Genomic DNA, 19,615 nt, shown 5'->3' on the forward strand with positions numbered 1-19,615 from the left:
ATTTTTTTTTTTTTTTTTTGGCGTAGATTTTCTTTTGCATATAACCTTTTTTTTATTTCTTAATTTATTCAATGAATTATTGATTAAGGAAACTGATGTTAATTTATTCAATTATGATAGTTTGAATTAAATCACTTTTAACTCAATTATTTCCTTATTTAATTATCAAAAAAATATTCATTTAACCATCTTATAACTGTATCATTTAATTATTAATTAAATATTAAACACAGATAATTAATATAATAATCTAATTTTATTATTTAATAAACAAATATAGTTTTATAAAATAATATTTTAAACTTTTATAAATCGCTATTATTCATAATTACATTCAAGTTTGAAGGTATCAAATCTAATATTTTTGCTTGAATAAATTATTTATTTGTGTTTTTAATACTTGTGTTATTTTTCTTTATTTTCGGTTGATAAATTCAAACCAAAATTGTGCAAATTACAATTACAATAAAGTAAGCGACAAAGGCATATAAAGCTCAAATTGTTGCAAGGTAAGTAAATAAAATCACAAATAAAGAACCAAGTATAATTCTAAAGCTTAAAGAAATACCATTTTGTTTATGGAATGTACTATTATCAAATAATTCATAGGTTAAGCTATAATATTGACTTAAAAATAAAGAAAATAGAAACTGTTGAATCGAACTAAAGGTTAAAAATAAAATTAGGTTTGTCATTTGATTTTTTATAAATAATAAGCCTAAAATCCAGATTAGTCCGGATAATGAAATTATAGTTAAAACCCAAGACACCTTAATTTGTTTGATTTTTTTCAATCTAAATTGAATTATTGAAGAAATTAAGGCGCTAGCTGAAAATATAATGTTGATGTAAAAAGCTCAAGTATCAATCGAAAACTCTGACATTAACTTAAAGTACTGTGGCAAACCGCTGCCACGAGGATAAATAAAAATGCCAATTATCATTGATGCGCTAAGTACATAAATTCATTTTTTATATGCTTTGTCTTCTATAATAGCTATACTAGTTGGTTTTAAGGTATTTGTAACAAAAATAGATTTTTCTTTGTGTGTTTTTAGTGATAAGTATAAAAAACCGGATAACAAATAGGTGATACAATTAAAAATAATTAAATAATAAAAATCTAAATTTTTATAAATAAAAAAAGATAAAATTGGTGAAGCCATAAAACCAATCGATGTAGCAAATGATGATCCAATATTCATTTTCCACATTTGCTTGTCATCTTTTGCAATATAGTAGACTATATTTTTAATATAAATAAATCTAAAGGAGTGTACAAATCCTAAAAGAGAGGATATAGCAATTAATAAAATAGAAAAAATGTAACTATTGTGTATAGCAAAAAACATACCGATTAACGAGATTAGTAATAAAACACTAAGAATGTCACAAATAAACAAAATTAAACGGCTAGAAAATTTTTTTAAAAATGTTACAATTTTAGAACTAAAAATATAAACAATAATTGTTGGCAATTGTATCAATAAATACAATGTAGAAACTAATCAAAAATCTCCAGTGATACGATAAATATACAAAGATGAAGCAAACTTAAATGCTTCAGATCCTATTAAAGAGGTCGCCAAAGAACTTGTATATTTATAAAGGTTATTACGAAAATGCATCATTTAAAATAACAATAGCAAAAAGCATATAAAAAATATTTTTGTTGAAGATTTTTGATGAATATGAGTGGACATCATTTGCGGGAATTGCTAGTGTAACTGAATTTTCGAATTCCAATTCAGTTACATCGGTTGAAGCATCTCCAAAATAATATTTAAAAGGAATAGCATAGTCATTAAAGATTTTTGTAATTCTATCGATCATTTTTGTGTTGATTCCTGTATAAAAATCCGATACTCGAATTAAAAGATTTTCGTTATCCCAATTTAAATGTTTAGATACTTCCAAATTGCAAATGTATTTATTTTGTTTTATAATTTGTTTAACTTGTGATGTTTTAGAGGATTGTAATTGAATCTCTCTTCTAGTTGTTATTAAATAGTTAATGTTAGATAATTTTGTTTTATCTACAAAATTAAGCCCAAGCACATTAATGCGGTTATCATGATTTCTTGTGGTAAAGTAAAAATCATTAAATTCAGCTTTTTGGCTTGAGATCATTTGTAAAATTTGGTCATTATTGCTTGGTTCATCTATTTCCACTAAATTTTTAGCAACCTTTATTTGAAATTCTTTTAAATATTTTTCATCTTTTATTTGATCTGTATTTATTTGTTTAATAAATTCACCTTTAAGGTTATATAAGTCATATTTACCTGAAATTCAATTATATTTGCCAAGATTATAAACATTTTTTCCTATAATGACAGCGCCCACTTCATCACAATGGCTGACAAATATAGTTTTGTTTTCATTATTTTTTTTAAAATAATCAAATGCTTTACTATTATCATCAAGCTCAAAAATACTACTTAGCAACTTTGATTCTGCCCCTGATAATGAAGGAATTTGATAATTATTTAACAAAAAATCAATAATTGTTTCTTTATGGTTTAAAATTTTTTCACCAATTCTTACAATTTGTTTTATTTTTTCATCAGTTGAGAAGGCATCATAAAATTTAACAATAATGTCAATAACTTCTTGGTCATCTGTTATTTTTATATAATCTTCTTTATTGCCATAGTCAAAAATTAACATTTGTTTATAGTTATATTTATAAAAAATAAAAAAACTATTTCACAAACAAGATCTTAAAAAACCAATCGATTCATCATCGAGTAAAGAATCTAAATCAACTATATTTTTTCATTTAGATAATTGTTTAATTGTGCGTCGAATCTTTTTATCTCTATCATGAGGGAAATAATCACTCATTATATAAGGCAGAGCAAGAAGTTTTTGGATAAATAATCACTTTTTTTTAAGTAATAAAATACCTTCTCATTGCGAGCTAGTTGCAAACTTTTTATCTAAATATTCAAGCAAGATAATTTCAATAGTTATGTTCTCAAAATTAAAAATAAATAAATTACCATCACTTTTTATAATTTCTATCTTGGCATTTAATTCTAAAAAATTTAGGAAAGCAAGCTTTTTTTCGAAGTTATTTTCAAATAAAATTACATCCAAATCTCCAGGAGTATTATCATTTGTTTGATTATCGAGTCAAAACAAAGTACTACCTTTAAGAATTATTTGCAAATTTGAATTTGTTTCCTTGTTAAACTTTAATATTAATTCACTAAGTTTTTTAAAAATTTGTATAGTCATTATGGTAAAGTCCCTTATTGGTCAACCTTGGAATAATTAGATTTTGTGTTACCTCTGATTTTATAATTTTTCAAAAAATTATTTTGATAATTAATAAATCACTTTTTTTATTCATAATGTGCCACATTATACTTTGTTTTTTAAAAAAAATATACAAAAAGTAACAAAAACTATATGCAAGTTCATGTTGCATATAGTTTTTGTTAGTAATTTTTAGACCTTTTTTTAAAACTAAATAGTTAATTAATAAAAAGGGATAATGTGAATGTGAGTGTGAAAGATTTGTTGATTAGCGGCTGATTCATTATTTACTAATAATTTAAAACCTTTGGCTCCTAACAATTTAACTTGTTCAAGAGCTAATTCTCTTGCTTTAATTATTGCGTAAACTAGAGTTTGATCATCAATTTCAAACAAATTACGAGAATAAATTTTAGGAATTACCAAAAAATGACCCTTTTGATGTGGAAATTTATCTAAAATCGCGATTACTTTATCATCTTCATACAAAATAGTTGCTGGTAATTCGCGATTAATAATTTTTAAAAATAAATCTTTATTTTCCATATTAGCTTAGTTTGATAATTTTATCTTTAACATCTATTGTGTAGCCTTGTGCTTCAAAAAAGTTTTTAGCATCATTGTAAATTCCATTTTCATCAGCTAGATAAAATAAATATGCGAGTTTTTCTTTAGAATCTTGACTTGCCCAAGGAGTGTTCACTAAAGAGAAGTAAAACTTATTAGATGCACTATCTTTTTCATAAAGGGGTGCTAATTTATTGACAAAGCGAATGTTAATTTCATCTAAATTTTCATTTACACTAGATAATCCATCTGTAAGTTTCATTAATTGTTTACCAGTGTCTGGAAATTCTGGGCTTTGAGTAATTTGTTTATCATTTCAACTAAAATCAATTGAATAATATAAATTAGTTGTAGCTAAAGCAATTTTAATCACTGCTGTTGCACTACGATTATTATCACCACTACTTGGGTAAACTTTGATAACACTATAATTTAAATGATTAACACTTACATCGCTAGTTGTTATTTCTGTGTTAGTTTTCTTTTTATCAAAGTTTGGGCTAAAGGTTAATGGATAAACTTTAGTGGAGTTAATTTGATTATATGCTGCGATTTGTGAACTTGATCAAATTTTGTGTGTTTTAGGATCAACAAAACCTGAGCGAACTTCACCTTGTGATTTTAAAAAGTTTAAACTATAATCTAAATCTCCAAGTGGATTTGAGTTCCCTTGATTATAAAGTATTCCGCTATATCCAAAAAGTTTAGTTGTAACAACTGAATTATCATTTGTTCCAATATTTTCATATGTTTGTTCTTTTTTAGTTAAAAGAGCATTATTCGTAGCATCGCCTTTTCGTAAAAAAGTGTTAAATGTATCAACATCGCGAACACGCAATTGGCTTAAAGTTGTAATATCGATAGGATCTTTTGATTCGAATTTTCAAACTTGTGCTGGTTGTTTAGTAAGCATTAGTTCCAATAAGTAAAAATCACTATTTTTTGGATTAAGACTTTGATAAATTTCTTTAAGTCCTGAACCTGCAATTGCATCTTTATAATTAGAAGATGAAGTTATATCTTGTTCGCTTAGGTTAAGTAGGTACCCTTTCACTAATAGCATTTTATTTACATTTTCCCTAATACCAGTAGAAAAATTGTTATATAAGGTAATAAAAGCACTAGAATCAAACCTTTTATTTCAACCAGCTTGTGATGTTAATTTTGCTAAATCTTCATTTGCTAATGCGTTATTTTGACTAAGTTGATTTAGCAATTCTAATGTAAATGTTGGATTTTTAGCAATTTCGGAATCCTGATAAAAATTAAAAGCTTTTAAAGAGTCTTTGAAAATAGCAGAATTTGAATCATCAAAATTTTGTTTAAAAGTTAAAGAACTATTTGGATAAAATTTATGACTTAAAATGTTTTCGATGTAAGCATTTTGAACATATTTGCTAGTTTCTGATGAAGCTAATTTTTTATCTTGTTCAATTTTTGCTCCAGTATCAACCACAGTACCACAAGATACAAGAGCAACTACTAATGGCATCCCTAAAAATGGTAAAATAATTTTTTTAAATTTAGACATTATTTTCTCCCTGTTCCAATTCCAAATGTATCTTCAAGGTCGTTTAAAATTTGATCTCTAATTTCAACGCCTGGTTTAGAGGCAAGTTCCCATTCTTCTCTGCTTTTATTATATGTGTAATCTGAATTTAAATTATTAGTTGTTACTTGTAAAATATAATCTTGAATTTTTTTATTTACTTTTAAAACTTGTTTAATTAAATATGAATTTAAATAATTTTTTGCAGTTTTTTCCACTGATTGTATAAAGTTTGGATTTTTCTGGATATTAGATGTTGAATTATCTGTCAAAATCTTTACATAATCTGGTTCTTGCATCACTAATGATTGGATAAAATCGTTATCAGTCATGCTATTAAAAATGTTATTCAAATCTAAAGTGCTATTAATATTAGAATCAATCAAATTATTTGCTTTTAATTGAAGTTGTTTTTTAATAATTGCAAAAAAATCATCATAAGTAGTTATTGGTTTAAAAGCAACAGCATTCAAACCATTAGAATTTAATACTAATTTTAAATTATTATTAATTTTATAACTAGTTTGAATACGACCATCATTTGCAGAAACTCCAAATGTATCACGAAACGCTTTTCCAACCTCTTTTAAATCATTGTCACTTAGACCTTCGATAAATTGTTTAAGTTTGAAATTAATTTCCTTAATATTATCTAATGAATCATTAGCTAATGTTGAAGGGTTTGGTAAAAGAGTTGTGTGATTTTTAAATATAGTTGTTTTTAATTTGTCAAACAATGTTTGAGACAAAATATTTGGAGATTCTTTTGGTTTAAAACTACTTAAAAATGATAAAAAGTAACTTGGATCATTTTTGTTAAATAATTCTTCACGACTAACTAAACCAATTCTTCCCAATGATTTAGCATTTTTTTTGTTATCAGAATAGTCTAAGGTACTTAACAGGATTTGATCATTTAAATTTTGATTGCTATCTTGAGATAATCCGCCTTTAAAATTTTGGATTAATTCTAAATTATTTTTAACTGTTAATGCATTATTAGTATCATTTTCTGTTAGTGGTCTATAACTTAGCAAGTACTCTAAAGTTTTTTTGTCAACAGTTCAAGGGGCGTTTGCATCTTTAGAATCTGGTTTTGCATTTAAAGATAATTGAGAAATGTCATAAAAATAAAAATTATTTTTTAAAGGAGCATTTGCATTCTTATAAATTTCATTAATTATTGTTCTTGGATTCATATATTGTTTAATAAATGATTTAGTCAAAAACGCTGCAACTTTTTGGTTCTTATCTTGTTCTTTGCTTGCAGCACCATTGTTTGGACTAACTATAGAAGGCGCAATAGCATTATCTCCAAAAACTAAAATATCTTTAAATAATTTTTGACCTTTAGCAAAAATTATTTTATTGTTTTTATCAACAATATCAGCCCCTACAACACGATTTTCAATATCATCACGAGTAAAGCTTGTATCGAAATTAAGTTTAAATCTTGCAAAAGCTATATCAGTTGCTTTGGAAATTGTTAGGTTATCAACAGCTTGATCGAAAGTTGTTGCATTACCAAAACGAGGGTCACTATTTAAGTGTTTATTAAATTCTGATTCCCAATTATTAAAACCATATGTCTTTTGATATCTAGCTCTCTCTTCTTCTAAAACTTTTTTTTGAGATTCTCGAATTTCATCATAAGATTGAAGTTCAAATTTTCTAGAATTATTTTGTGTTTTATCATTATTAGAACTATCTCAAGCTTTTTGGAAAATTTTAGAAGCTTCATATTCCTGATTATATAAATATTTAATTAAAGTTTTTTTAGCTTCTTGAAAATCTTCTTTTTCTTTGTTGGAGTTTGAATCAAAATTGGATAAAAGTTGACCAATTGTGATGTTGTTGTCGCCATTTTTACTTTTTAAAACAACAGCAATATCCTCTGCTTTATGAAGTTGTGCATCTTTTCCTTTTTGAGAAGTAACTGAAATAGGAACACCAATACCAATGGCTATCACTGCAATTAAAGAACCAGGACCTAAAATAGAAAAAATAATTTTTTTCTTTTTGCTAGATATTTTTTTCTCATTATCATCGCTTAAATTAGGTTGGTTTTTAGAATTTAGTTTAGCAACTTTTTTAAAGAAGTTTAAACTTTTCATAATTTGCCTTTCTTGAACTTTTTACAGTCTATTAATTATACATTAAGTTGGTAAAAAAACATCGGAAAGTATATAAAAAAATGAATTTTAAAACACTTGAATTTCAATTTTAGTAAAAGTAGTGAAAAAAGTTTAGTATAATTTAAGGTTTTGCAAGGAACCACTAAAAATAAATGAAATACAAAATAACTTTTATTGATTTAGACGGGACTTTTTTAGACCTTGGCTATGGTGTGAAATCTGGCGTTTCTAAAACAAATATTAGAGTAGCCAGACAATTATCTAACTCTAGTATAGTTGTTATTTCTACAGGTCGAAAAATGAGTAAAAAAATCCAATTAATTGGTGAAAAAATAAATGCTAAATATTACATTTGTCAAAATGGAGCTGCCATTTTTGATGCTAATTTAAAATTAATAAGTCATCACTTAATTGATAAATCTATTGTGGAAGAAATATCTCAAATTGCTTTTAGAAATAAAGCGACTATTGCTTTTGATGATCAAGTAATTTATGGTAAAGGTGGATGAAAACATATTGTTTCTTGATTTAGTGAATTTAAACCTAAATCAAACAAGAAAATAAATATTTTAGATACTGAAAAAATTTTAATTATTTCTTATAGTCGAAATAAAATTATAAATATTGAACAAACTTTAAAAACTATATTTTCAAATAAAATCAATATTTCTAGAATAGGAAAAAAATTCGCTCTTGAAATAACAAACAGCAAAGCGTCTAAAGGAATTGGTGCTAAATTTATTGCTGAAAAAGAGCAAGTAAACCTTAAAAACACAGCTCATATTGGAGATTCTATGAATGATGCTAGTTGTAAAGGGGTTGTTGGTAATCTTATTGCAATGAAATCAGGCTCCAAAAAATTAAAAGCCATTGCTGATAGTATAGGATTTTCAAAAAGACATGGAGTTGCCAAAACAATTAACAAACTTATCTTGCAAAAACCTTCTATAGCCATAATTGGTAAATATGCAAGTGGAAAAACAACTTTTTTAAAAGAAGTAGAAAAATTCGGATATTCTGTTTTATATACTGATGAATTTTTCAAAAATTCTTATTTAGCAGGTAATTTGGGTTACAAAGCTATTAAAAAAATAAATTCTGATTTAGTTACAAAAAAAAGTGTAGATAAAAATAAGTTAAGACTATTTATAACAAAATCTGATATTAACCGTAATTTAATAGAGCAAAAGGTCTATAAAATTTTGGAAAATTATTTAACCAAGAATCATTTCGATTTTGTTGAAATTCCCAACATCGATAGTCCTAATGCTAATTTTCGAAAATTTTTTGACAAAGTTGTATTGATTTCAACTACCGAAGAACAAAGAGTTATCAACATTACTAAAAAAAATGTGGAAAACTTTGCTGCTAAACTAAATAATTCATTAAATAAAAAGGAAATTAAAAATTTTGATGTGGAAATAAGGAGTCAAGAGTGGAAAAATGATGGTTTTTTTTCTGCTTTTTTCCAAAACATTTTTAATTAAATTATAAAATAAAGTCATTATGGATAAATATCATGTTATCAATGAAAAAGTAATAAGTTGAAGCGATTTACAAACTATTTTATATTTTTATTTCCCTATAATTAAAAAAAACGGATTTGTACTTTATCATTATCTTTATACTTTAGGCGAAATGACAATTAATTTTGAACTTTTAGAAAGGCTTTTTCAAATTAATTTTGTTGTTTTTGAAAGTTTAAAAAAAATTTTTGAAGCATTGGGTTTAATTTCAACTTTTTATAATAAAAAAACAAAAGAATTTTTTATAAAATTACAAAACCCACTTTCTGTTGAAGGGCTACAAAAAAACCAATATATTACACAACTTCTTATGAAACATATTTCTAAACCTTTAGTTGAGGAATTATTCGATAAATTCACTCAAAAATCAATTAATTTAAATAATTTAGAAGATGTTTCCCATAATTATGGAAAAGTTTTTGGTTACAATTTAGAAAAATTAGAAGAAAATTCTAATGAAATAAGTAATATTAGCTTAGTGGATATGAGTGTAAGAGAAGCTAAACAAATGTTAGATAATGTGCAATTTTTTCAATTTTTATCTAGACGAGACCCTATGCCTAGTTTAAAAAATCATTTTCGAAAATATTTAAAATTAGGCTACACTCATGTAAGTATTAATCATTTTATCGAGTTTTGCTACAAAATAAATGGTGGGAATCTTAACCAGAGATACTTTAGCAAAGTTATTAATGACTTTTATAAAAATGGTGTAGTAAATGAAAATGATGTTAAAGTTGAATTAGAAGAAAAATATAGATACAAAAAAGTTAATCAACCTATTTTTGAACAAGATTTTAGCTTTAATAGTGATGCCAAACCCCAAAAATTTAATAAAGACAAATCTAAAAATAATGATTATAATAAAAATGAATCTGATAGCAATTTTTACGAAGACCTTCAAAATGGTAAAGGGTGGTTTTAATGAGGTCTAGTAATTTATCTTCAATTTTAGATTTAGATTTTAAAAAACCAACTGATAAAATTGAAGAAGAAAAAATATGAAACAGTCCTGAAATACAAGAAATTGCAAAAAAATGAAATATTAGTTTTGAAGAATTTCGAGCTCATATTTATTTATTTTTAGTTCAATTACAAAATAAAGATAAAAATTTAAATTTTTCTATTGTACGTAATAACAAAAATAAATTAGTAAGAAAAATTCATTTTATTAACAAGCCAGAAATTGATTTTAGATCTTTTTTAATTTATAAGGAAGAAGGCTTTGCAGAATATGAAGATATTTTTGAAAAAATTAAAAACATCGATAAAGCACCTGACTTATCTAAAATTTTTACTTTTTACAAAAACAATTTATCTAAATTTTTAAAACAAAACAAATGAATTTTTTGATATGGTGGCACAAGTAATTGAAGAAGCACTTTGTTAAAATTTTTAGCAATCATGTTTGCTAAAAAAGAAAAAACAGTTGTTTATTTTGATATAAATGATTTTCATTGATGAATTTATAGTAAATCAAAAAATGAATTTCACAGTATCATGAAAAAAATTAAATCTGTGGATGTTTTTATTTTGGAAGGAATTAACAACAACAACTTAAATTTGTGGACTGTTGAACTAATCAATCAAATATTAAAATCAAGAAGTTTTCATAGTGACAAAATAACTTTTGTTTCTTCAAACTATGATATTAACCAACTTCAAAATGCTATAAACATAGCCAAACAAAAAAAAGAAAATATAGTAGAAGGTAAAAAACTGATCGATTTGATTAAAAACCAATCTAGAATGGAATGTTTTGGCGACATAGAAAACAATAGCAGCTCAATTAATTAATTTGTTAAAAAATAAATAATTATTTAATTTTTAAATTTTCTTACTATAATAATATAGTTATTTTTTGCTATTTTAAGGAATATAATGCTAGAAATTAGAAATTTATCAAAAGTTTTTGCTGACAAAAAATTGTTTGAAAACGGGAATTTGAAATTTGTTGAAGGAAATACATACGGAATTATTGGTGCCAATGGTGCAGGTAAATCCACATTTTTAAAAATTCTTTCAGGACAAATTGAGCCAACGTCTGGTGAAATTATTATTTCAAACGAACAAAGAATTTCAACTTTATCACAGGATCACTTTGAATTTGATAACTTCAATGTAACTGATGTAGTTATCATGGGTAATCAAAAAATCTTTTCAATCCAACAAGAAAAAGATGCTATTTACAATAACCCTGATGCGACAGAAGAGGATTATAATCGTGCAAGCGAATTAGAAGAACAATTTGGTGCATTAGGCGGTTGAAATGCTGAAAATGATGCTCAAATTTTATTATCAGGTTTGGGTGTGCCAAAACAATATTGAAACCAACAAATGAAAAATTTAAAATCAGCTCACAAAGTTAAAGTTCTTTTAGCAAAAGCGCTTTTTGGTGAGCCAGGTATTTTGATCATGGACGAACCAACAAACCACCTTGATATTAAAGCTATTAAATGACTTGAAGAACTATTAATCAACTATAAAAATATAGCTATTATTGTTAGCCATGATAGCGATTTTTTAGACCAAATTTGTACTCACATTGTCGACATTGACTTTAATGAAATTAAGTTGTTTACAGGAAATTATAGTTTTTGAAAACAATCTTCTGAGCTTCTAAAAGAAATGGTTAAAAATAGCAATGCCAAAAAAGAAGAACAAATCGCCAAGTTACAAGCCTTTATTGCTAAGTTTTCAGCTAATGCAGCCAAATCCAGCCAGGCTACTTCTCGTAAAAAATCTTTAGAAAAAATTCAACTTGAAGAAATTAAACCTTCATCGCGTAAATACCCATTTATTCGTTTTAATGTTCATCCTAGACCTGGAAAACAAATTTTAAATGTTGAAAATTTATCTTATAAAAATCCACAAACTGGTGAAGTTTTATTTGATAATATTTCTTTTAATTTATTACCAGGTGAAAAACTTGCCATTTTCGGTGAGGATGATCTTGTTAAAACTAAATTATTAGATATTTTAGCTGGTAAGGATCAACCAACTAGTGGAACAATTACTTGAGGAAGTACAATTTCATTTGATTATTTTCCCTCCAATAATGATAGTTTTTTTGAACAAGATGAAAATCTTCTAACTTGACTTAGCAAGTGGCCACTAAACAATTCTATTCAAGAAAACCAAGATAATTCAGACCATAGAATGCGCAGCTTTTTAGGTCGAATGCTCTTTAGTGGTGAGCAAGTTTTTAAAAATGTAAAAGTTACATCTGGAGGTGAAAAGGTTCGCCTTATGTTTGCCAAAATGATGTTAGGTGAGTCTAACTTTTTGATTTTTGATCAACCTCTTAACCACCTAGATTCTGAATCTATTGACTCCTTTATTGAGGGTGCTAAATCTTTTGATTCAGGAATGATTTTTACAACATATAATCGAACTTTAATAAAAGAAGTGGCTACAACTATTTTAGAAATTCGTGATGATTCTTCATTTTTCTTCCGTGGAAATTTAGAAGATTATCAGAAAAAAATGGGAATTTAAAAATTTTTTTATGATTTTCGACACTATTGCTGCAATTGCCTCTGGCTATATTAACCAAGCTATTTCGATTATTCGAATTAGTGGTGAAAATGCCATCAAAATTATGGAACAAATTTTTGATGGCAAAGTTGGCAACAATCGACAAATCACTTATGGTTGAATTCACAACAAAGGACAAAAAATTGATGAAGTTTTAGTTCTTTGATTTCCGGGAAATCAAAACTTTGTTGGTGAGCCCACTGTTGAAATTAATGCTCATGGTGGTGTGCTTAATACCAACTTAATTTTAGAACTTATTCTTTCAACAGGACTAGCCAGACTTGCAAATCCAGGTGAATTTTCTTTACGTTCCTTTTTGAATGGCAAAATGAATTTAATTAAAGCCCAAGCTATTAATGATTTAATTCATGCTCAAAGTAAGTCGCAACATAGCCTTGCTTTGAAACAGTTTCAAGGCCAAACTAGCAAATATATCAAAGATTTAATAACTGATTTAGAGTTTATTATAGGCGCTATAGAGGTTAACATTGACTATCCAGAATATGATGAAACTAGCCAACTAACTTCACAAACAGTTTTAGATGGTATTGTTAATTTGGAAGAAAAATTTGTTAATTTAATTAAAAAAGCTGAAAATAGTCGACTAATTTATAATGGGATTCAAATGGCCTTGGTTGGTAATGTTAATAGTGGCAAGTCTTCCTTACTTAATGCATTAATCAATGAAAATAAAGCTATTGTTAGTGACCAAGCCGGAACAACTCGAGATATTGTTGAGGGTTCATTTGTTTTGGATAACTTACTATTTAAAATTAGTGATACTGCAGGAGTGCGGCAAACCGATGAAAGTATCGAGCGAATTGGGATTCAAAAAAGTTTTGAACAAATTCGAAAAAGTGATTTAGTAATTCATGTTATTGATTCACAAGTTGGATTTAGTCAAAACGATCAAGAAATTATTGATAGTTTAACAAATCAAGTTTATATTCAAGTTTACAACAAAAAAGATTTACTTACAAACTTTGAATCTAATAAAATCTATATTAGTGCTAAAAATCACGATATAGATGCGTTGCTAAAATATATTAAAAACTCATTTGAGTTTTTAGAAAATAATAATGTTGGTTATAATACTTATCAATTTAGTCAAATAAGTAAAGCTCAAAATGCACTTTTAGAAGCTAAAACCAGTTTAGATAACTATGGGCCTGATGTAGCTATTGTTGATTTAAGAACTTGTTGGACTGAACTTAGTTCGATATTTGGACGAGCTGATGATGAAAAGTTGCTTGATTCCATTTTTTCTAATTTTTGTCTAGGAAAATAAGAGTGTTATGAGAAAAGTTAAAAAAAAATGAATTATTAGTTTTGCTGTATTTGCATCAATTTCAATAGGGGTTGGAATTGGGGTTCCTGTTGGTATCCATGTTGAAACAAATAGAATAATAAACAATTCTATCATTGAAATTAAAAAAGAAATTCAAACATCTAATTTTGATTTGTTGTATACAAAACTTATAGAAAATCTTTATCCTAAACAAATAATTAATAGATATATTCCAAAACTTGATGAAAAAAACAACGCCTTAAATACTCAAGAAAAAGTTGCTAATTTAAATGAAAAATATTATCAAAGTTATAACAAAAAAATAAAACAAGAAGATATAAAACAAAAAAATATTCTCAATAAAAGCATCACCACAGCTAAGTGGTTTTTAACAGAATTACTTTCTCAGTCATTTTCAATCAATGTTAGACTAGCAATTTTGTCATTTTTAAACAAAATTAAAAATGGTGAAGACCCTTATCAAATAATTAAACAATCTATAAATAGTCCTGATTTTAAATCTAGTATTGAATCCTTTTTCGATGGATGAATTAATAGTGATAATATAAAAATTACAAATTTACAACAAATCAATCAAGATGTTAATAACAATTATTCTTTATTTGATTTGAGTATTAAATTTTTTCAAGATGTTTTTCAAATCAATTTTACACATCAAGAACTTAAGGTTTTTTTATTTGCTTTAAAATCTTTATTATTTCAAACACCACAAAAAACTCAAACCAACAATAATTTTATTGCTACATTATTTGAAGAGGCAAACAAACTAAATGAAAAAGAAGTTAAAATAAATAATCAAAAAAATAAGGTTAGTGTTGAAATATCAACTTTGTTTTCAAATATTTTTAAAGCAACTCTAAATAGCAATGTTGTAAAGTTTGTGATTTTTAATTTCAACTATTTATACAAAGAATTAAGTGACGATGATAAAGTGAATTTAAAATCTAGTATAACTAAATTTTTCCAATCAAAGCCGATTTCAAAACAATTTTATTTAGCTTTAGAACCTCAAATAAAAATAGTTTTACCTAATGAGTTTAAACCTTTTTCGGATGATATAACAACTGTTTTAATACAAATGCTATCTAATTTAAAAACTTATATTTTTTTATTTAATCATTTTTTAAAAAACATCAATATTAGTGAGAATAGTCATCTAAGTATAAGTGAAATTTTAGCAAAACTTTTAAAACAAAATGCACAAAAGTTTTTCAATTTGTTAGATGACTTAGAATTTGAGACGGATTTTGCTCCAGGAACACTTGCTTCTATAGCATTTATTAAACTTAAGCCTGAATTTGAAAAAATAGCTGGAATACAAAACGATTTAGCAGAACCAGCAAAAAACACGAATGAAACTTTTTTAAATAATGAACATTAACTTGTAATTTAAAAAAGATAAAAACTACTTTTAAAGTAGTTTTTTTATAATATTATTTAGATTTTTGATTTTGAAACACATTAATTCTATTAGAATCATCAAATCCGTTTGGAAATAAATATGTTTTAATATTTTTGTAACTTTCATGGTTGCTCTGCATTAGTTTTTGCATTGCATCAAAGTAAGATTTTTTTTGATCTCCTTGACCATTAGGGGTTCCATCACCATAAATTAAATCATATTTGGGTAAATTGTATGTTCCATAATAACCATGATAATCATGACCATATGATCTAACATTTAAACTAATATTTGTTGCTGCTCTATCATCTGCAGCAAAAACTAATGAGTAAAGCTTATCTTTATAATAAACACCGCTTCCTGACATCCCAGTTCCACCCGACATATTACTCAAATTAGTTGCCAGACCTCAAAATACATAAGGAATTTCTTCAAATTTATGAGCTTCTTTATTGTATTTTCTTATTTTGATTGTTCCATTAGAAATATATGGAGATGTAATAAATAAATCATTAAGCCCTGGTAAATTAACAAAGGAACGGAATGAACGAGATCAGGAAAGATCACCACCACCTTCGAATTTTTCTAAAATATTTTTATCTTCACTCTTAGTTTTGTAATAAAGTTCTGTTGGTTTATTAACTGTTGCAGAAAGACTAAAGTTTACTATAGTATCAAATTCATCTTCTTTACCTGTGTAATCTCTTCTTAGTTGTTCAAGTGTTCCACTTCTTTTTTCAAACTTACTAGCTGGATAACCTAAACTATAAAGTTCATTTTTACCAAATTTTTTATATTGATCACTATCTAATAAATTTAAATCTGAAGTTATAGTATTGCTAATATTTTTTTTATCATTTTTATGAGCATCTTTATTACTGTGTTCTTCATATCATTTTCCAGTAATAGTTCTTGCTTGCTCTTCGTTGTCGAAAGTAATTTCTACAACTGCAAAGTCCATAAATTCTTCTTTATTTTTTCACAAATCTTGATTAGTATAATCACCAATACTTGTTTTAAAAGGATTTGTTCCGATCACAATTGTACGAGCATTAAGATTGTCTTCTATTGGTTTATTATTATCACCTAATTTAATCGCATTATTACTATCATATGTTTGATTGTTATTTGGTGTACCTGTTTTATCACGAACTTTTATAGATAATTTGTCATAAAAACGATCTTGATTTTGTATTAATGGAATGATAGTTTTAATATCTACATCGGGTTTGAGTTTAAAAAAATTTAGTTTATCAGTATTGTATTGACGATTATGGGTGTCAAAAACATCATAATCACGACCATAAACACCATTACCTGTATCATTAGCAAGTTGGAACGCATTGGCAACGTGAGCGTTTGTAATGAAATACCAAGTCAATGGATATGTATTACCTTCTGGCAATTTATAATCAATAATATTGAATGTTCCTTTGAAATTATCATGACGATGAACAACTTGAGTAGGTTCAACATAATCATCAACTCTAGTTGTATTGCCTTTTGAATACTCTTGTTGACTAGCTCGTTCTTCTCCTGTATCCTTGTCAACAATTTTATCTCAAACATGAGCATTTGAAACAGATATTGAAACCGCTGAATTAATTAATTTTTTATACTTCTCATTTGGAATTACACGAGGCAAGCCATATTCACCTGGAGCACCAAAAATTTTTCCATCTGATAAAACTTGCAAAGCAGGAGTTGTTAGTGCTCGTTGTGTGGTAGGGATGTGAATTTTTCCATGCCCATCTGGGGTTGAAAAACCTCTAAATCAAGCATTTCCTGGCAAAGGTTGATTTTCAGTTCTGGCCTGTTGATTTAACTGTTGGGAAAAAGTTTTAGTATTATTTGGATCTCAATTAGTTAGTCCATCTGGATTACCTTGTGTTGAACCAACAACAGTAGCTTCCCCTGAATAAATTGCAGTAAAATAATCTAAATCAGATTTTGGATTATCATATTCATATTGGTCAGTAACAATGCGTGTGCCATCTGGGTTGAATTTAGCTCTATTTTGACCTTTTGGCTTAATAGCTTCTATTTTTTTAACATATTGATTGATTCTATCTTGTGAAATGGCTGGTTGTTGGGGTTTTTTGTGTGGTTGTTCTTTTTCTTCTTTAGGTTCAAAGTATTGATGAAAAGAATTAAGAATTAAACTAACTGTTTCACTGTTAGAATACCCTGATTCTTCAAGTGATTTTTCCAAAGCACTTAGAGGTGTTTTTAAATTAATAGATCTATCTATAGATGAAACAGTTTCAGAAAAATGTTTAAATCCTTCTTTATTTAAATTTTGAAGTAGCGCTGATTTTGCATCATCAATTTTTTCTTTAATATTTTCTATCGTTTTATTGCTTTGCTTGTTTTTAGATATCAAGTCATTTTTATCAGCACTAACTTGTTTACTATCTTGGTTATTTAAAGTACCACATGATACTAAATAGATCAATGAAGAAGAAATGCTTGATAATATCAATAATGATTTAAATTTATTTTTAATTGTTTTTGTCATTGTAAACCTCAAAAAGTTAAAAAAATAGAACTTTTATTATAAATAATTAAATAAAACCTTCACTATCATCACCTGAAGAATTAGAATTTATTTCTGTAGATGGTTCATTAGGACTAATTTTTGTAATTTTATCAGTACCTGGAGTATTAATGTTTTCTTGATTTTTAAATAGGTTAAAGTTTTTAGGACCAACATTTACTAAAGTAATATTCATTCCACTAGAACCACTGTTTGCAATATGAATAAATTCAATTAAATTTTTAGCACCAGCACTATTTAAATCACCTACAACCTCAACAGTTGGATTTGGAGTAAACTCATCACCATCTTTGATTTCAATTTTGGGTTGTTCTCGCTCATTTTTAGCAAATCAATTTCAACCCGCATCATTTAAATCAGCTGCTTGAAAAATTAATTTATTTGATTTTGAACCAATAATTAATTTAGTAAATCTTAAATCCCTATGTTGAAAATCTTCAACTGCATATTTATCATCAGGTCAATTTTTGATTTTTTCATTAAATAATTTATTGATTTCATTTAAATGTAGCCCTGTAAATGTATTTTGACTTGTAGCAGAAAAATCTAAAACTGTTGGATAACCACCTTTACCACCAGAACGACCTTGGAAAATTCGCTCAGTTAATTTTGTATCATAAGCAATTTTTAATCCTTCAGAAATAGATTCTCGATTATCATTTTTTGTCCATCTTAAAGTGTTAAATACAATTGAACCACCAGCTTTACCAGCGTTTCTATCTAATTCACCTTGGTTGAAATAATCAAAACTAATATAGTTGACATTGGCAATATCATTTGGATTAATTGCTCAGTCATCGTTTAAAGAATTTTTTTCTGTATAAATTGCTAGTTCATCTAATTTTTTGCCGCGAATACCATCTAGGGAATCTGCTGCATAATAATTATTTAAAAATACATAAACTGCTTTAATAGAATTTGGCAAATGACTTAAAATATTAGAAGCATTTTGGGTTGAATAAACTTCCCCAATATTTTTAATTCGCACAGCAGTTAATTTTGAATCAGATGCTGAAACTTGCTCTACAACACTTAAAAACTTATTAAATGATTGTTTGTCATTTGCATCCAACTCTATTAAGTGTTGCTCGGTTTTTTTCTTACCATCTACTGGCTCATAATCTGATCCTGGTTTATAACTATAAACCTTAATGTATTGTCCATCAACTCCTTGAGCTCTGTAATTTTCAGAAATATTAGTTTTAGTTCATCCTGGAAAATTACCATTTGAAATAGATTCACCTGTTAGTTGTTCTCAACCTGGTGTATTAAAGAATCTTTTTTGATTTCGAATACGATAAGTTCCATTTTTACCTGTAATAGGGTTATCATCTGGATTGCGAAATGTCATAACATAATTATCATCCCGGCTAAAAGTCATTCCTCTCGAAATAGCTTTGAGTTCGTCAGGTGTTAAACTAGTTTTTACAGGTTGATTTGCATATAAATCTAATTCACGTTGATAGTGTTGTAAACTATTATTATATGAAACACCAATTAGTTCAAAACGCTTACGATCATGGGCTTCTTCTCAAAGAGAACGGTTTCCTTTAGCATAATAATTATAAGGAGTATCAAAGTCTTCTCTTCTAGAGCGTTCATTTTCTAAGTATTGCTGTTTTAGATTTAAATAATCTTGTAATGTTCGTTTGATTCTAGCTTTAAGTCCTAATTGATAATTTATGAGCGCTTCTTTTTGATTTTCATCTGTTATATTATTTGGAACAACAATTGCTGAACTTAATTTTTCTTGCAATTCTTTTAACAAT

13 protein-coding genes are annotated in these 19,615 nt (G+C 26.6%); 6 read left to right on the forward strand and 7 right to left on the reverse strand.

All coding sequences use genetic code 4. The features are described from left to right. Positions 1–377: 377 nt before the first annotated feature. The 5 genes from ACJHWB_RS02090 to ACJHWB_RS02110 form a co-directional block, all read right to left on the reverse strand. Positions 378–1,631, reverse strand: coding sequence for an MFS transporter (locus tag ACJHWB_RS02090; RefSeq protein ID WP_483132855.1), 1,254 nt, complete (start codon positions 1,629–1,631; stop codon positions 378–380). Then, positions 1,615–3,243: a hypothetical protein gene (locus ACJHWB_RS02095; RefSeq protein ID WP_483132856.1), complete on the reverse strand. Its 1,629-nt coding sequence runs from the start codon at positions 3,241–3,243 to the stop codon at positions 1,615–1,617. Before ACJHWB_RS02095 ends, ACJHWB_RS02090 begins: the two co-directional genes overlap by 17 nt. 243 nt (positions 3,244–3,486) lie before the next feature. Further along, positions 3,487–3,810 (reverse strand): histidine triad protein HinT, encoded by a 324-nt coding sequence (gene hinT / locus ACJHWB_RS02100; protein ID WP_483132857.1) that lies wholly within the window; start codon positions 3,808–3,810, stop codon positions 3,487–3,489. Between the two features lies 1 nt (position 3,811). Then, the gene (locus ACJHWB_RS02105; RefSeq protein WP_483132858.1) at positions 3,812–5,362 is read right to left on the reverse strand and encodes a HinT-interacting membrane complex lipoprotein P60; all 1,551 of its coding nucleotides are present in this window, start codon (positions 5,360–5,362) and stop codon (positions 3,812–3,814) included. Beyond that, complete coding sequence (locus tag ACJHWB_RS02110; protein WP_483132859.1) at positions 5,362–7,494, reverse strand: HinT-interacting membrane complex protein P80; 2,133 nt, start codon at positions 7,492–7,494, stop codon at positions 5,362–5,364. Before ACJHWB_RS02110 ends, ACJHWB_RS02105 begins: the two co-directional genes overlap by 1 nt. Positions 7,495–7,667: 173 nt before the next feature. Here ACJHWB_RS02110 and ACJHWB_RS02115 point away from each other — a divergent pair, with 173 nt between their 5' ends. The 6 genes from ACJHWB_RS02115 (at position 7,668) to ACJHWB_RS02140 (ending at position 15,268) form a co-directional block, all read left to right on the forward strand. Further along, the gene (locus ACJHWB_RS02115) at positions 7,668–9,002 is read left to right on the forward strand and encodes an HAD-IIB family hydrolase (protein WP_483132860.1); all 1,335 of its coding nucleotides are present in this window, start codon (positions 7,668–7,670) and stop codon (positions 9,000–9,002) included. Positions 9,003–9,021: 19 nt separating this feature from the next. Further along, a complete protein-coding gene (locus ACJHWB_RS02120) occupies positions 9,022–9,966 on the forward strand; it encodes a hypothetical protein (protein ID WP_483132861.1) in 945 nt (314 codons plus the stop codon). Further along, the gene (locus tag ACJHWB_RS02125) at positions 9,966–10,838 is read left to right on the forward strand and encodes a hypothetical protein (protein ID WP_483132862.1); all 873 of its coding nucleotides are present in this window, start codon (positions 9,966–9,968) and stop codon (positions 10,836–10,838) included. Before ACJHWB_RS02120 ends, ACJHWB_RS02125 begins: the two co-directional genes overlap by 1 nt. Before the next feature lie 84 nt (positions 10,839–10,922). Further along, complete coding sequence (locus tag ACJHWB_RS02130; RefSeq protein ID WP_483132863.1) at positions 10,923–12,539, forward strand: ABC-F family ATP-binding cassette domain-containing protein; 1,617 nt, start codon at positions 10,923–10,925, stop codon at positions 12,537–12,539. Between the two features lie 10 nt (positions 12,540–12,549). Further along, positions 12,550–13,866 (forward strand): tRNA uridine-5-carboxymethylaminomethyl(34) synthesis GTPase MnmE, encoded by a 1,317-nt coding sequence (gene mnmE / locus ACJHWB_RS02135; protein ID WP_483132864.1) that lies wholly within the window; start codon positions 12,550–12,552, stop codon positions 13,864–13,866. A 7-nt stretch (positions 13,867–13,873) separates the two neighbouring features. Then, the gene (locus ACJHWB_RS02140; protein ID WP_483132865.1) at positions 13,874–15,268 is read left to right on the forward strand and encodes a hypothetical protein; all 1,395 of its coding nucleotides are present in this window, start codon (positions 13,874–13,876) and stop codon (positions 15,266–15,268) included. Between the two features lie 52 nt (positions 15,269–15,320). Here the strand turns inward: ACJHWB_RS02140 and mip are convergent, their stop codons facing one another. Together mip and ACJHWB_RS02150 are read right to left on the reverse strand one after the other, a co-directional pair. Beyond that, positions 15,321–17,795, reverse strand: a complete 2,475-nt coding sequence (mip, locus tag ACJHWB_RS02145) for an Ig-specific serine endopeptidase MIP (RefSeq protein ID WP_483133002.1) — start codon at positions 17,793–17,795, stop codon at positions 15,321–15,323. 58 nt (positions 17,796–17,853) lie between these two features. Next, positions 17,854–19,614: a putative immunoglobulin-blocking virulence protein gene (locus tag ACJHWB_RS02150; protein ID WP_483132866.1), complete on the reverse strand. Its 1,761-nt coding sequence runs from the start codon at positions 19,612–19,614 to the stop codon at positions 17,854–17,856. Position 19,615: the final 1 nt, after the last annotated feature.

The sequence above is a fragment of the Mesomycoplasma sp. genome, from assembly GCF_056854695.1.